Origin of the sequence: Bifidobacterium pongonis (assembly GCF_019331805.1) — a bacterium.
Lineage (GTDB): Bacteria > Actinomycetota > Actinomycetes > Actinomycetales > Bifidobacteriaceae > Bifidobacterium > Bifidobacterium pongonis.
In genome coordinates, this window is the sequence record NZ_JAHBBE010000024.1 from 24,199 (window position 1) to 38,820 (window position 14,622).

General features: G+C 62.7%; 11 protein-coding genes and 1 pseudogene. 8 read left to right on the forward strand and 4 right to left on the reverse strand.

Annotated elements, in window-relative coordinates; genetic code table 11:
* Positions 1 to 144 precede the first annotated feature (144 nt).
* The 6 genes from KIH75_RS06910 to KIH75_RS06935 all read left to right on the forward strand — a co-directional run bounded on the left by KIH75_RS06910 (position 145) and on the right by KIH75_RS06935 (position 7,883).
* Entirely contained in the window at positions 145 to 1,743 is a 1,599-nt protein-coding gene (locus tag KIH75_RS06910) for a DivIVA domain-containing protein (protein ID WP_219056026.1), read from the forward strand.
* Entirely contained in the window at positions 1,743 to 2,927 is a 1,185-nt protein-coding gene (gene dxr / locus KIH75_RS06915; RefSeq protein ID WP_219056036.1) for a 1-deoxy-D-xylulose-5-phosphate reductoisomerase, read from the forward strand. The genes KIH75_RS06910 and dxr overlap by 1 nt, the downstream gene beginning before the upstream one ends.
* A gap of 83 nt (positions 2,928 to 3,010) precedes the next feature.
* Positions 3,011 to 4,213, forward strand: a complete 1,203-nt coding sequence (gene ispG, locus KIH75_RS06920) for a flavodoxin-dependent (E)-4-hydroxy-3-methylbut-2-enyl-diphosphate synthase (RefSeq protein ID WP_219056027.1) — start codon at positions 3,011 to 3,013, stop codon at positions 4,211 to 4,213.
* A 291-nt stretch (positions 4,214 to 4,504) separates the two neighbouring features.
* The gene (locus KIH75_RS06925; RefSeq protein WP_236028101.1) at positions 4,505 to 6,184 is read left to right on the forward strand and encodes an alpha/beta hydrolase family protein; all 1,680 of its coding nucleotides are present in this window, start codon (positions 4,505 to 4,507) and stop codon (positions 6,182 to 6,184) included.
* Between the two features lie 115 nt (positions 6,185 to 6,299).
* Positions 6,300 to 7,022 carry a DNA repair protein RecO gene (gene recO, locus KIH75_RS06930; protein WP_219056037.1) on the forward strand — a complete coding sequence of 241 codons (723 nt, stop codon included), beginning with the start codon at positions 6,300 to 6,302 and terminating at the stop codon, positions 7,020 to 7,022.
* Between the two features lie 69 nt (positions 7,023 to 7,091).
* Positions 7,092 to 7,883 carry an isoprenyl transferase gene (locus KIH75_RS06935; RefSeq protein WP_219056029.1) on the forward strand — a complete coding sequence of 264 codons (792 nt, stop codon included), beginning with the start codon at positions 7,092 to 7,094 and terminating at the stop codon, positions 7,881 to 7,883.
* Between the two features lie 205 nt (positions 7,884 to 8,088).
* Here the strand turns inward: KIH75_RS06935 and KIH75_RS06940 are convergent, their stop codons facing one another.
* Positions 8,089 to 8,334: a hypothetical protein gene (locus tag KIH75_RS06940; protein WP_219056038.1), complete on the reverse strand. Its 246-nt coding sequence runs from the start codon at positions 8,332 to 8,334 to the stop codon at positions 8,089 to 8,091.
* 3 nt (positions 8,335 to 8,337) lie between these two features.
* Here KIH75_RS06940 and KIH75_RS06945 point away from each other — a divergent pair, with 3 nt between their 5' ends.
* The gene (locus tag KIH75_RS06945; protein ID WP_420829186.1) at positions 8,338 to 9,285 is read left to right on the forward strand and encodes a type IV toxin-antitoxin system AbiEi family antitoxin domain-containing protein; all 948 of its coding nucleotides are present in this window, start codon (positions 8,338 to 8,340) and stop codon (positions 9,283 to 9,285) included.
* Between the two features lie 130 nt (positions 9,286 to 9,415).
* Here the strand turns inward: KIH75_RS06945 and KIH75_RS06950 are convergent, their stop codons facing one another.
* Both KIH75_RS06950 and KIH75_RS06955 read right to left on the reverse strand, forming a co-directional pair.
* Entirely contained in the window at positions 9,416 to 10,609 is a 1,194-nt protein-coding gene (locus KIH75_RS06950) for a nucleoside hydrolase (RefSeq protein ID WP_219056031.1), read from the reverse strand.
* Positions 10,610 to 10,815: 206 nt separating this feature from the next.
* Positions 10,816 to 11,817, reverse strand: a complete 1,002-nt coding sequence (locus tag KIH75_RS06955) for an ABC transporter substrate-binding protein (RefSeq protein WP_236028102.1) — start codon at positions 11,815 to 11,817, stop codon at positions 10,816 to 10,818.
* A gap of 517 nt (positions 11,818 to 12,334) precedes the next feature.
* On the opposite strand from KIH75_RS06955, the gene KIH75_RS10115 reads away from it, so the two are divergent.
* Positions 12,335 to 13,666 (forward strand): sensor histidine kinase, encoded by a 1,332-nt coding sequence (locus KIH75_RS10115; protein ID WP_338024309.1) that lies wholly within the window; start codon positions 12,335 to 12,337, stop codon positions 13,664 to 13,666.
* A 183-nt stretch (positions 13,667 to 13,849) separates the two neighbouring features.
* Here KIH75_RS10115 and KIH75_RS10120 read toward each other — a convergent pair.
* Positions 13,850 to 14,446: pseudogene (locus KIH75_RS10120) on the reverse strand (LytR/AlgR family response regulator transcription factor); the annotation flags it as partial.
* Positions 14,447 to 14,622: the final 176 nt, after the last annotated feature.

Genomic DNA, 14,622 nt, shown 5'->3' on the forward strand with positions numbered 1-14,622 from the left:
TAGCGTAACCCCTGACGAACGCGTGACTCTTGGGGAAACTTGGCGGAAACTTCGGCGCGTTGCCCGGTCGGGGTAGTGCATGCGTCTCAACGCCCACGTAAAGTGGAACAGAGTATGTTTGTTCCTCTAGGAGGTCGGTAGACTATGGCTCAGCAGTCTGAAGCTTCAATCCCCAGGGCCGGGAAGCGCAAGTGGGGGTATGATCCCGATCAGGTGGATGAGTTTCTGGAACATGCGCATGCGCTGTACGACGAGGATGGCGTGCAGTTGACGCAGCGCGACATTCAAAACGTCTCCTTCGATCTGACCCGCGGCGGCTATGTCATCGCGCAGGTCGACGCCACGCTGGCGCGACTGGAACGTGCCGTGGTCGACAAGCAGACCGCCTGCGAGATCTCCCAGCATGGTCGCGTCGCCTGGAAGGCGCAGACCGAGGATCTGTACCATGATGTCGCCCGCCATGTCGGGCGTGCGGTCGGCGAGCGTTTCAGCTCCGGCAAGCCGCATGTGCCGTCCTACGACCGCAAGCAGGTCGACAAGCTGGCCGATAGGGTCATCGACAAGTGCGCCGCGGAACTCGGCATCGACGGCATCTCCAAGAGCGATATCAAGGGGTACGACAAGATCACCGCCGAATCGGTGGCCAATTCCGTGTTCACCCAGCGCAAGGGCAAGCGCGGGTATGACGAACGCCAGGTCGACTATTTCCTGAACTCGTGCGTACAACTGCTGAGCCGCATCGAGTCCTACGCCCGCATTTCCGACCGTATCGCGCCCGGTGAAGGCGACGGTATCGCGGTTCCCGGCGTGGCTGTCGTCGCGCCGTCCGCTCCGGGCAACGGCAACGAGCCGCTGATCTCCAAGGATGCCGAATTCCAGTCCGCGGTCAGCGAATCGCTGCACGCGCCGAGCTTCGAACCGGCCGCCGCTGCGGCAGCCGGTGCCGCCGGCAGTGAGAGCTTCAACGCGGTCAGCCAGGCCGAGCAGAGCCTGTTCGGGCAGACCTCCGCATCCGCGACCGAAACGCCTGCCACGGACGCCGCGCCGAGCATCTTCCCGCCGCAGCCTTCCGCCGATTCCGCCTCCACGCTTCCCCCGTCCTTCGCGGTGCCGCAGTATGACGCTCCGGCATCCGCCGAACAGCCCGCCATCGAACAGCAGGATTCCGCCGAACAGTCCGCTCCGGCGGCCGCTCCGCTGTTCACCCCCGAAGCGCCCGCGACGTTCCAGCCGGCGGCAACCCAGAGCGAAGCCGTCAAGTCCATCTTCGGCGATCATGCCGTCGACTTCCAGCACCTCGACGACGCACAGTCCGAAGCCGCTCCGGCACCCGCTTCCGCACAGCCGGCCGCTCCGGAACCGCAGTCGACCTTCCAGCCGCAGGCATCCTACGTCTCCGAAGACGCCATGTTCGCGCCGCCCCAGCCGGCCGCCGAACAGCATGAAGCGCCCGCAGAGAAAGCCAGCCCCACCCTGGCGTCCCTCGCGCACATGGCCGAGGTCTCCCAGGAGCTGCCGAAGATCGAAGAGAAGAGCTTCGTGCCCAAGGTTCCGAGCCTCGACGCGCCCAGCCCGTTCGCATCCACCGCGTTCCCGACCTTCAAGCCGGTGAACCCGGATGATGCGCAGGAAAACAACACCAATGGCGAAGGCGACGGCGTGAAGTTCGACTTCAGCTTCCCCGGAGTCGAAATCCCCGACCTGTCGTTCCCCACATTCGACGACGAAAAGAAAGAGCAGTGATTCACAGCAATACCGTTGTCGTCCTCGGGTCCACCGGTTCCATCGGCACCCAGGGGCTTGACGTTATTTCCAGACATCCGGAACGTTTCACCGTCACAGGGCTTGCAGCCGGGGGAGCGCACGTCGAATTGCTCGCCCAGCAGGCGGCACGATTCCACGTTCCTCTGGTGGCGGTGTTCGACGAACGCGCGGCCAAGCCATTGCGCGAGGCGCTTGATCAGGCCGGTGCCACCGGTACGCAGATCCAGGCCGGCCCCGACGCGGTGATCGGATTGGCCGGTTCCGGCGCCGACGTGGTGCTCAACGGCATCACCGGCTCCATCGGTCTGGAACCCTCCATCGCCGCATTGCAGGCAGGCTCCCAGCTTGCCCTCGCCAACAAGGAATCCGTGGTGGCCGGCGGTCACCTGCTGTTCGACGCGCAGATCCGCAGCAAGCAGATCAACCCCGTCGACTCCGAACATTCCGCGATCTGGCAGTCGCTGCGCTCCGGCACGCACGCCGAAGTCGCCCGGCTCGTCGTCACCGCGTCCGGCGGCCCGTTCCGCGGCTGGAAACGCGAACAGATGACCGGTATCACGCCCGAACAGGCGTTGAACCATCCGACCTGGCATATGGGGCCGGTCGTCACCATCAATTCGTCCACGCTGATGAACAAGGGACTGGAAGTCATCGAGGCGAGCCGCCTGTTCGACATTCCGCCCGAACGCATCGCGGTGACCGTCCACCCGCAATCCATCGTGCATTCCATGGTGGAATTCGTGGATGGCGCCACCATCAGCCAGGCATCCCCGCCCGACATGCGCCTGCCCATCGCGCTCGGCCTGTCCGCGCCCGACCGCCTCGATAACGTCGCGGCCGCCTGCGATTGGACCAAGGCCGCGCAGTGGACCTTCGAACCGTTGGATGACGAGGCATTCCCCGCGGTTTCGCTCGCACGCCACTGCCTCGCGGCATCCGAAAAGCATACCGCCGTGCTGAACGCGGCGAACGAACAGGCCGTGCACGCCTTCCTCGACCATCGCCTGCCGTATCTGGGCATTGTGGACACGGTCAAAGCCGTGCTCGACGACATGGACACCGAACTGCGTGGCGCCCCGAAGTTCGAGGACGTGGAGGAAATGGGCCAAGTCGAGCTTGAAGCCCGCCGTCGCGCCGATGATTTGATAAACCGTCAACAGTGACCCATGCGTGAGTGACCCATGCGCGCGGCAGGCCGTGCGCATGGAATTGTTCGACAGTGCAAGAATTGCGAGTATTGAAACCCATGGCAGAAACCGAAAAGCCGTTCCGCCCGACCGGCGACCCCGTCGCCCTGACCAGTGAAAGCCCGTTGCATCCGCGCCGCAAGTCCCGCCGCATCATGGTGGGACCGGTGCCGGTCGGCGGCGGTGCCCCCATCTCCGTGCAGTCCATGACCAATACGGTCACCGCGGACGTGCCCGCGACCCTGCGCCAGATCGCCGAACTGACCGCTGCCGGATGCGATATCGTGCGCGTCGCCGTGCCCAGTCAGGACGATGCCGACGCATTGCCCGAAATCTGCGCGAAATCGCCTATTCCGGTGATCGCGGATATTCATTTCCAAAGCAAGTACGTGTTCCAGGCGATCGACGCGGGGTGCGCCGCGGTGCGCGTGAACCCCGGCAACATCCGCAAGTTCGACGAGGTCGGCCCTTCGATCTGCAAGGCCGCGACCGACGCGGGCATCTCGCTGCGCATCGGCGTGAACGCCGGTTCGCTCGACAAGGAGCTGTACGCCAAATACGGCGGCCCCACCCCCGAAGCGCTGGTCGCCTCCGCGCTCAAGGAAGCGCACATGTTCGAGGACGTGGGATTCAAGGATTTCAAGATCTCCGTGAAACACCATGACGTGATCACCATGGTGGAAACCTACCGTCTGCTCGCCTCCAAGGGCGACTGGCCGCTGCATCTCGGCGTGACCGAGGCAGGCCCGGCATGGCAGGGAACCATCAAATCCTGCCTCGCGTTCGGTGCGCTGCTCGCCGAAGGCATCGGCGACACGATCCGAGTCTCGCTGTCCGCGCCGCCCGTCGAAGAGGTGAAGGTCGGCTGCAAGCTACTCGAATACATGGGGTTGAGACCGCGCAAGTTCGACATCATCTCCTGCCCGAGCTGCGGGCGTGCGCAGGTCGACGTGATCCAGCTCGCCTCCGCCGTGACCGAAGGATTGAAGGATGTGACCGCGCCGATCCGCGTGGCGGTGATGGGTTGCATCGTGAACGGGCCGGGCGAGGCGCGCGAAGCCGATCTTGGCGTGGCCTCCGGCAACGGCAAGGGGCAGATCTTCATCAAGGGCAAGGTGATTCAGACCGTGCCCGAGGATCAGATCGTCGAAACGCTGCTGACCAAGGCGCAGGAGATCGCCGCGCAGATGGAAGCGGACGGTCAGGTGCCGGCCAATTCCACCGGTCCGGTCGTGGTTCCCGTGCAGAACCCCGGCTGCTGATCGCCGGTTACTGATCGCAGTAAATCGAATACCGTAAAGACGGCCCCGCCCAGTGCTATCGATCGCAGGACGGGGCCGTCGGCGTATCGCCCGACTGGCAGGCAAGACGAACGGCCGGTGGCGCCCACGGGGAATCCGGCATTCCGCTTGGCTTTCCCGGCATCCGGCGCCAGGTTGGCGGGACTCCCTACAATGAAACCTGTGTTGAACAACGGTGAAGTAGCAGACGAACGTTCCCAGGCATGGCCGGTATGGCGCCGACTCGCCGTCGGCCTGCCGATCTTCATCGTGATGATGGGTCTGCTCATCGGCATATCCAGCCTCACCACCGTGCCGTGGAACAACAATCCGACCGGTCAGACCATCGCCACCCTCGCCAACGATACCGCAGTCACTTTCGCCTCCGCCAACGGGGGCACCGCCGACCTGTCCGAACCCGGCGACTATCAGGTCCGCGAGCGCGCGGTCAGCATCACCGTCGACCGTGACGGCAATCAGGTGGGCAAGGCGCGGAATGTGGCTGTCGACGAGGCTTCGGACAGTACGTGGGATGTGAGCGGCAAAGGCGACCAGTGCACGCAGTCCATTACCGTGCTGATCCGCGAACCGGTCGGCGCCACCGGCAAACGCCCCGGCGTGGTGTTCATGCATGGCGCGGGATTCGGCACCGCATACAATTCCTTCGGCGATGTCGCGGCGACGCTCGCATCGGCCGGTCTCGTCACCGCGGTGATCGACAAGCCCGTATGGGACACCACGGACGTGAACCGCGACTACCCGGCGTCCGCCCGCGTCTACGACGATACGATCAACCTGCTGCGCGGCTTCGACAACGTGGATAACGCCAAGGTCGGCATCTACGCCACTTCGGAATCCACATGGATCTCCCAATACCTGCTCAAAAGCGACCCTGACGTCGCCTTCCAAGTGCTGCTCAGCCCCATGGTGTTCTCGCCGCGCGAATCGTTGGGCTTCTTCGTGTCGCAGGATTTCGCGCTCGCCGGGGCGAACGAAGGCTACCAGTCGATCGTGCGCCGCGTGTTCAGCGCCGACACCGCCATGCTCGGCTTGGATAATTTCGATCTCGACCTGCCCGAATCGTCCGCCTACGCCATTCCCACATTCGTGGCCTACGGTTCCAAGGATGTGATGACCGCCCAAGTGGAGGGCGTGAAACGCATCTTCTCCAAGGCGCGCGAATCCGGCAACCGCGATGTGACCGTGCGCAGCTACCCGGTGGCCAACCACGTGCTCAGGCTCGGCGACGAGGCGCAAACGGGCACGCTGCTCGCCGACGAATACGTCACCGATATGACCGCGTGGGTGGAGGGCACCGTGCAAGGCCTGAAGCAGACGAGCGAACGGGTGGCCGGCAGTTCGATCTTCCAATCCATCGCCGTGCCGCGGGAGCTGCAGCCGCGACGCACCGGAACCGTGTATGGCATTGTGCTGCATGCCAGCGTGCTGCTTCTGCTCGTCGCCACGGGCATCGTGTGGCTGATCGCCTTGGTGCGTTGGATTCGCGGGCGCAGCCGGGGTGTCAGGCATCCGTTGGGGTTCGCCCATGGGCTTGACAACGTGCTCGTCGTGTTGACCCTGACCACGTTCGCGACGCTGCTGCTGTTCGTGGCGGGACTGTCCCAGGTGATCATGGCGGTGGTGCATTTGGCGTGGGGTGCGGCACCGACGAACTCTCCCGGCATGATCCAATGGAGTTGGCCCGTGATCAAGATCGTGTGCGTGCTCGTCGTGTTGGCCTGGTCGCGCGTGTTCACACGCCTCATCGAAGCCGCCACGCGCCAGGGGGTGCTGCGTTGGCCGTTGCGCGGCGATCCCATCCGCAGAATGGTGCGGGGGGAGGAGCCTGTGATCGCCTCGACCAGATTCGCGCGCGTGCTGTTCTGGCTCACCGCCGCGACCATGATGTATATCCTGTTCTTCTTCTCCTTCTGGGGGCTGTTCGTGTACTGACGGCGTGCCGTGGGCGCGTTGGGGTGCGTTGGGGCGTGCTGGGTTGCGTCGGGGTTGCGCCGGGTGCGGCCGAAGTATACGAATCTGCATGGAACTGCACGGAAAGGTCGGATTCATGGCTTTGTACCACGATGAAGGAGTGGTGCTGCGCACCGCCAAACTCGGCGAAGCGGATCGCATCATCACCATGCTCACCCGCGACCACGGCAAGGTCCGCGCCGTCGCCAAAGGCGTACGCCGCGCCAAATCACGATTCGGCGGACGGCTCGAACCGTTCATGCGCGTCGACGTGCTCATCGCGGAAGGACGCACGCTCGACACGATCTCGCAAGCCGAATCCATCTCCGCCTATGCGGGTCCCATCTGCGCCGACTATGATGCGTACGCCGCCGCCAATGTGATCGCCGAAACCGCCGACAAACTCGTCAGCGCCGAAAACGAATACGTTCCGGCCCAATACCGGCTGCTGGCGGGGGCGCTCAACGCGCTGGCCAAACACGCGCACGCACCGGCGCTCATCGCGGCATCCTACGTGATGCGCGCCCTCGCGCTCGCTGGCTGGACGCCCCGCCTCGCCTCATGCATGGTGTGCGACAACCGTGACGTCACGCATTTCTCCGTGCCGGACGGCGGCGTGCTGTGCGCCACGCACCACACGCCCGCCTCGGAACCGATCCCGCTTCCTGTCCGCGCCGAACTGGAAGCGCTGGCGGAAGGTGACTGGCCGGAGCTTGACGTGACCGGCGAGCTTATGCCGCAGACGCGTGCGATCGTCGAGGAATGGGCGGAATACTACCTTGAACGGCCATTGCGCTCCATGCGGGTCGCCGGAGCTTGACGTGATGCGTGACGTTGCGGGCGGGGCCTTGGCCGTGTTCGTTCCGTCGGGTTGCTACATTGGGAAACTATGACTTTCGAAAACGTCGATTACACTTCGTTGAGCGTTCCGGCGGCGCCCTTCTCCGACCCGTCGCGTATCCCCGATTTCCCCAAGAACAAGGTTCCGCGCCACGTGGGCGTGATCATGGACGGCAACGGCCGGTGGGCGCAGCAGCGCGGAATGATCCGCACCGAAGGGCATCAGGCGGCCGAACCGGTGGTGTTCGACACCATCGCAGGCGCCATCGAGGCGGGCGTGAGATACCTGTCGCTGTACACGTTCTCCACCGAAAACTGGAAGCGCAGCCCGCAGGAAGTGCGCTTCCTCATGGGCTTCTCGCGTGACATCATCCACCGCCGCGTGGCGCAGATGGACGAATGGGGCGTGCGCGTGCGCTGGTCCGGCCGCAAGCCGAAACTGTGGAAGTCGGTGATCGACGAACTGCAGGCCGCGGAGGAACGCACCAAGAACAATACGACCATCGACGTGGTGTTCTGTCTGAACTACGGTGGTCGCGCCGAAATCGCCGACGCCTGCGCCGCCATCGCCCGTGAAGTGCGCGACGGCAAGATCTCCGGCGATCGCGTGACCGAGAAGATGGTCGCCGAGCACCTGTACAACCCGGATATTCCCGACTGCGATTTGGTGATCCGCACTTCCGGCGAACAGCGCACTTCCAACTTCCTGCCATGGGAGGCGGCCTACGCCGAGCTTGATTTCGTGCCCGAACTGTTCCCGGATTGCGGGCGTGAGGTGCTGTGGCGTTCCATCGACCACTACGTCCACCGCGATCGCAGGTTCGGCGGCGTGAAGAAGTGATATGACCTTGCGGGCGGCTGATGCGTTTCGACGCGTCGCCGCCCGTTGTTGTAGCTGCCCTTATCCGCCCTATCCCTGTACCCCGGTTTCCGGAGATCGGCTACATCCTGTGTCCGCCCGCACTCATCCACATTCACCTGCATCCCGCCCACATCCGCCCGTATCTCACCCGTATCTCGCCTATCCCTGCCCAATCCGCCCGCACCTATCCGCGCGAAATCCGCACATTCGCCCCCACTGTGCGGTCCATTCGGACGAAATCAGGCAATTGGCTACCCATTTGGACGAAATCAGCCCCGATTTCGTCCATTTCGACCGCCCAATCACCGATTTCGTCCAAATGAACCGCCCAGCCACGCACCGCATCCGCGCATCCGACCGCCAACGCGACTTGTTTTCGGGCAAGGCGAGCGTTTAGACTGCGCAGATGGGTAAAAAAGAGCAACATCATTCCTTGAATCTCCTGATTGCGAAGGCGCAGCAGGAACGATGCTGCATGCGGCCGTTCTGGGACACCGATATCAAAGTGGTCGCGCGGCGCGTCAAGCAGGGGAGCATCGTGCGGGTCCATCGCGGTCTGTACGCGGTGAAGGAGTATTGGGAACGGCTGGATCCCCTCGAACGGGCCCGCCACATCATGCGCTCGTTGGGGCGATGGCATGAGCAATGGGTGTTCTGCGGGGCGAGCGCGGCGATCATGCACGGTTTGGAGTGCTCATACCGGCAATCACGTCCGATTCATGTTGCGGTAGGCAAAAGCAGACGTGCGAAGAACCAGGCGACGATACGCTACCACGCGCTGACCGATCCCGATGCGGTGATCATCGATGGCGTGAAGGTGACGTCGATCCAACGCACGCTTGTCGATTGCGCGGCGATGATGCCATTCCGTTACGCGTTGTCGCCGATCGATGCCGCGCTGCGTCAAGGGCGGATCGGCAAGGAGCTGCTGCTGGCGTATGCGGATTCCCTGCCGATGCTCCGCGATCGTGAGCGTGTGCGTGCCGTACTCGCCATGAGTGATGGCCGGAGTGAGAACGGCGGCGAATCGGAATGCCGCGCGGTGCTGCAGGAAATGGGATTCCCGGTGCACCGTCTCCAGGTTGAATTCCCGTGCCGGACGCATCCCGGCCGCGTGCATAGAGTGGATTTTCTATGGGTGCGCGAGGACGGCACTCTGGTTGCGGGGGAGTTCGATGGGGTGTGCAAATTCGTGGATCCGTCGATGACTTCGGGGCGCGCGGTCAAGCAGGTTGTGGATGCTGAGCGCGAGCGGCAGGAGTGTCTCAGGCGGAGCGGGGTGGATACGGTGCGCATGTACTACTCGGACTTGGACGATCCGCGGGCGCTGTCGAGACGCTTGGAGGAGGCTCGTGTGCCGCGGCGGATGCCGGGAGCATAGCTATGCGCAGGTGTGCGGTCGAAATGGACGAAATCGGGGCTGATTTCGTCCATTTCGGTCGGTAAATCACGGATTTCGTCCGAATGGACCGCACAGTGGGGATGGAAGGGCAGAGGGAGGCAGACCGGGATCAGCTGAGGAGGGTACCGATACGCGCGGCGAACGTGCTTACGAAGCGTGCGGCATCGACGTGCAACGCCACATGGATGCGGGGTGCCTGCGGGTCGATGAGTCCTTCCGGGTCGCCTATGGTGCGGCCGCGGGTGCCGTGGAAGTCGCCGGATTTGGTTTCGACCTTCATCGGCAGGTCGATACAGGAGACGAGCGTGGGGTCGACGGCCACGGCGGCGGCGAGCGGGTCATGCAGCGGCATGCCGGACGCGAACAGGCGTGCGTCGGCCTGAAGATTGGCCGCGATGGAGAAATCCGCGATGTTGGCGAGGAAACGCAACGCATTTGGCCGCGGCAGGGGAGTCTTATCCGGGCCGTGCGCGGAACGGCAGCCGGCAGACTCCCGCAGATCGGCGGTATTCCGCCAGTCTTGGGTGGCGTTTCCGCCCAGCAGGCACTGATGCGTCACATCCAAGCCGACCATGGTGATGTCCGCGCCGGAATGGAACACGCGATCCGCCGCCTCCGGGTCCTGAATGATGTTCGTTTCCGCGGTCAGATCCCAGCAGTTACCTTCCTGGGTGAGCGTGCCGCCCATCATCACCAGTCTGAGCAGGGGCGCGATATCGGGCGCCGCGGCGAGCGCCGCATCGATATCGGTCAGCGGGCCGGTCGCCACAACCGTCACGTCACGGCCGTACCGCCGCACCTGATCGATGATGAACCGCACGCCCGTGGGAAGCGGACCTTCCGTTTCAGGCGCATCGCCGCCGGAAAGCGCGTCATCCGTGATGTTCACCGGGTACGCGGGATTCGCGTGCGGGTCGTCGATCGTGTACCCGCCGACCGAAACAACAGGCCGCGCATCGCCCGCGGCACGCGGAACGGCGGCGCAGTGCGCTTCGGGAACATCAACCGCGCCGGGTCCGAATCCGCCCAATCCGTCAATGCCGTGGAACTGTGCGCATCCGGCGTCGGGGATGAACAGGTCGGCCCACGACGGCGCATGCGACCCGGGCAGCACCGGTACATCGCCGCGGCCAAGCAATCCCAACACATATGTCGTGTTGCGCACGGCGGTTTCGACGGTGACGTTGCCGTACGTGCCGATCACGCCGAGCATGTCGACGCGGCTGCACGCCGACAGGTAGGCGAGCGCAAGCGCGTCATCGATACCGGTGTCCATGCTGAGGATCAGACGTTGCTGGCTCATGATGAATCGTTCCTTCGGTGGTGGGGTGGATGAGAGGGAAGAGCGGCGAAGCCAAGCGGGAGTGGGCGGGAGCAAACGGGAGCAAACGGGAGCAAACGGGAGCAAACGGGAGCAAACGGAACGGCTGCAAGCGGGAACCGCAGTGCGGAAACGCGAAACCCACGCGCCGCAGTCCGCAACCTACAACCCGTCTACCCGCGACCCGCCTACCCGAGGAATTCGTCGGTGGACAGCTTCCTGGCCTGCGGCGCCTGATGCACGACCTTGCCGTGCGAATCGGTGTAGGCGTTCTCCTGCGCGAGGAAATCGAAGTATTGCTGCGCGCCGTCCACATCGCCGGTGCCGAACGTGAACGAACCGTCCTTGATCTTGGCCGGGTCGCCCCAATACTGGCCGTCCACGATCGTCTTCATGCTTTTCTTGACGAAATCGAGTTTGAGGTTCGCGTCCGGGGCCTCGTCCACCAGGATCTTCGCGGCATCGTCGGGGTGCGCGTACGCGTATTCGTAGCCCTTCTTGGCGGCCTGCACGAATTTCCTCACCAGCGTGGGATTGCAGGAAATGGTTTTGTCGCTGGTGATGATGCCGATGGTGTCGGCGTTGCCGGGCACACCGTAATCCGGTTCGGTGAAACAGGTGAGCTTCGGGCCGTACATGTCGGCCTGCACGCCCTCCCAAGTGGCGTAGAATCCGCCGAAATCGGCTTTGCCGCTCGACAGCGTCTGGAACGTCGAAGTGCCGACGGTCACCTTGTCGAAGTCGCCCTTGCCGCCGTCGTATTGGATCATGCGGCGGACCACGGCGTCGGATTCGCTGGAACCGAAGGTGGCGAAGGTTTTGCCGTCCAGATCCTTCGGCCTGCTGATCGCGGTGTTGGATGCCAGCGAACACCAGATGGCGCTCGGTTTCTGCTGCACTTGCATGACCTGCTTGATTTGCGCGCCCTTGGCCGCGTACACGCCCACATTCGTCAGATTCGACAGCGCGAAATCGGCCTGCCCGTTGTTCACCGCCTGTTCCGCGCCGGCCTGCGCCACGGCCACGATATCGACGTCAAGCCCGGCTTGCTGGAAATAGCCTTTGTTTTTGGCCACGTACACGCCGATATGGTTGGTGTCGGGCGCCCAGGAAAGCATGAACGTGACTTTGATCAGGCCGCCTGCCGTGGTGTTCGCGTTACCGCCGCATGCCGCGACGCCGAACAGCATGGCGAGTGCGCCGAGTGTGGCGGTTATACGGTTGAAGATTCGTGTGGCGTGGCCGCGCGTGGGGCGGCCGGAGATGCTGTGTGCAATGCTGTGTGCCATTGATTTCCCTTAAATCCTTACGCATTTCATCGTTTTCTAGGGATGCGCTGCGGGCGGAGTTCGGGCAGAAAACGACACGAAGGGCCCAGCCCCCGCTCGTCCAATGCCCCCGACATGCCGCGCCGCGCCGTATTCCGGCTGGCTGCAACTGGCTGCAACTGGCTGCAAAGCATATCGGTTTGCCACACATTGGCTGAACAGCGTCACCCATTATACGGGTGGCGGTGACGTGTGGAGGCGATGTGCGCAAGACCGCGTGCAAGACAGTGCGCAAGGCCGTGTGCAAGGCCGCGTGCAAGGCCGCGTGCAAAACCGTGCGCAAGGCCGCGTGTAAGGTAAAAGGTGTGCTCGGAGGCGGCGGTGACGCTTCCGGCTGAGAAGGAGAACGAGAAGGAAAAAAAGAAGAAGGGATTCCATCGTGCTGGATCTTGGGCGATGTGGAGCCATGGCGTTCGCGCTGCTCGACTGTTTGCCGGGCATGCTGTTCACCTTGGTGCTGTTTCGTGACCGATTGCGCTACGGTAAAGGCGTGACCGCGGCCGCCTGCGTGGCGCTCGTCATCGTGCAGATGGCGGTCGGTTCATTACGCTACGGCCATATCGACGACAACGCCTACATGGTGGTCATGGCCGTGATCGTGCCGACGCTGTGGGGCATGCCCATGGTCGGCCTGATCCGCGATTCCTGGCGCAAAATCGTATTCGTGCTGATGCTGTTCATGAACCTGTCGGGCACGATCACCATCATCGGCAACGCCGTTGGCCGCTGGCTGCTGCCCGACGGCGCCTGCCTGCCTTACGACTGGCGGTATCTGCTGATGGTCGCGCTCGCGGGCGTGGCGCTGATCGCCGTGCTGTATGCGCTGTTCGGCCGTATTCTGATGGAACTGTTCAGGGTTCAGGACGCGGACCATGTGTGGCGGTACCTGTGGCTGGTGCCTGCGGGGTTCAGCGTCATCGCGCTGTGGATGCGGTTCGGCACTCCCGAACCCGAATACATCAGCACCGCGAAACCGGCCAATTTCCTGTGCTTGATGATGCTGTTCGCCACCAAGCTGGGAACGTATTTGATCGTCAGCCGGATCGTGCTCGTGCAACGTCAGCGCAACGAATTGCAGACCCGCAACCGCCAGTACGAACTGCATGAGCGCGCCTACCGCATTTATCAGGAGCGTGACGAGGCGGAGCGCCGTCTCCGGCATGATTTCCGCCATCAGCTCGCGGTGATCGCGGTACTGGCCGAGGAGGGGAATACCGAGGATCTGCGCGCGTACATCGAAAAGATGGTGCAATCCATGCCAACGGGAACGCGCAGCAGACTCGCCAGCAATCCGGAACTGGACGCGCTGCTGCAGTATTACCGGTATGAGGCGGAACGTGCCGGGGCACGGTTCGAGTCGAGAATCGAAGCTCCCATCGAACGGTATGTCAAGGCGGTCGATCTGACGGTTGTGCTGGGCAATCTGCTGGAGAACGCGGTGTACGCGGCGGGGCATGGCCAAGGCGAGCGGTATGTCGATCTGCATATCGGCAAGGTTGCGGATGTCTGCATGATCGTGGTACGCAACAGCTACGACGGGTCGATCAACGAGCGGAACGGCAGATTCCTGTCAACCAAGCATGAGGGCATGGGCATCGGGCTTGAATCGGTGCGTTTGGCCGCCCAGCGGCTGCACGGCGACTGCTCGGTGAAGCATAGTGGGCATGAGTTCACCGTTCGGGTGAGCCTGCCTGCCCGGGAAAGTCGTTGATGTGGAATGTGCGGAATGATTCAGCGGGGGGGGGGTATTGGATTCGTCGTCCGCTGAATCATTCGTCTGTTTCGCAAGCCAGTCGTGATACTGGATGATGGTTTTGCGCCGTCCGTTGATGCGGATGGGTACTTTCTCACCTGAACTCAGCATGAAGTCGTTATGGTCGATTTTCACAATATGCTTCGGGTTGACGAGATAGCTGCGATGACAGCGAATCAGCATGCCCTTCACCTGCTGTTCAAGCGAAGACATGGACATATTGGTAGGGATCGAACGGTCCGACAGGTGTATGGTTACCGTGTTTCCCTTGACTTCGGCGAATCTGATATTCTCCACCGGTATCGTCAACTGTTTGTAATCGGAGACGATCGAAATCGAAGGTTTCCTCTTCGGATGGTGCGCTTTCGCTCTTTCCAGCCGATCGAAGCAGGCTTCTATATTCCTTAGGGTCACGGGTTTGATCAGGTAGTGAAGCGCCTCCACCTCATACCCGAGAATGGCGTATTCCCGCAGATAGGTGGTGAAGACGATCGGCAGGTCGGCATTCCATGCGTGAATCTGCTTGGCGATTTCAAAACCATCGGGCTCGTTTTCGCCTGCGTCGATGTCCAAGAACAGCAGATCCACCTCATGCGCCTTGATTGCGTGAAGCAGATTACGCCCATGCTTGTAAATCGTGATTGCTACGGAGATTTGCTTGAACTCGGCATAAGATTCGATGATCGTCTTCAGGTTTCGGGCGTCCGAGTTGTCATCCTCATATATGCATATCTCCATGGTCACAGCCACAACTTTAATGGAAAGAAATAATGGGCCAGAGGGGACGCGGATAACGTCCGAAATCTTGCGCACTTTCGGATTCCGGCCCTGACGCAGGAGGGCATGGCCCGCGTCCTGTGTACGATTTTCATTCGCCAAAACAAAAAACCGCGATTGGAAGCCAGGAGACGGAA

What these genes read in the sequence shown, in the direction of transcription:
- KIH75_RS06910 (WP_219056026.1), top strand. Translation starts at nt 145, where the DNA reads ATGGCTCAGCAGTCTGAAGCTTCAATCCCCAGGGCCGGGAAGCGCAAG.
- ispG (WP_219056027.1), top strand. Translation starts at nt 3,011, where the DNA reads ATGGCAGAAACCGAAAAGCCGTTCCGCCCGACCGGCGACCCCGTCGCC.
- KIH75_RS06925 (WP_236028101.1), top strand. Translation starts at nt 4,505, where the DNA reads ATGATGGGTCTGCTCATCGGCATATCCAGCCTCACCACCGTGCCGTGG.
- recO (WP_219056037.1), top strand. Translation starts at nt 6,300, where the DNA reads ATGGCTTTGTACCACGATGAAGGAGTGGTGCTGCGCACCGCCAAACTC.
- KIH75_RS06935 (WP_219056029.1), top strand. Translation starts at nt 7,092, where the DNA reads ATGACTTTCGAAAACGTCGATTACACTTCGTTGAGCGTTCCGGCGGCG.
- KIH75_RS06940 (WP_219056038.1), bottom strand. Translation starts at nt 8,334, where the DNA reads ATGATGTTGCTCTTTTTTACCCATCTGCGCAGTCTAAACGCTCGCCTT.
- KIH75_RS06950 (WP_219056031.1), bottom strand. Translation starts at nt 10,609, where the DNA reads ATGAGCCAGCAACGTCTGATCCTCAGCATGGACACCGGTATCGATGAC.
- KIH75_RS06955 (WP_236028102.1), bottom strand. Translation starts at nt 11,817, where the DNA reads ATGCTGTTCGGCGTCGCGGCATGCGGCGGTAACGCGAACACCACGGCA.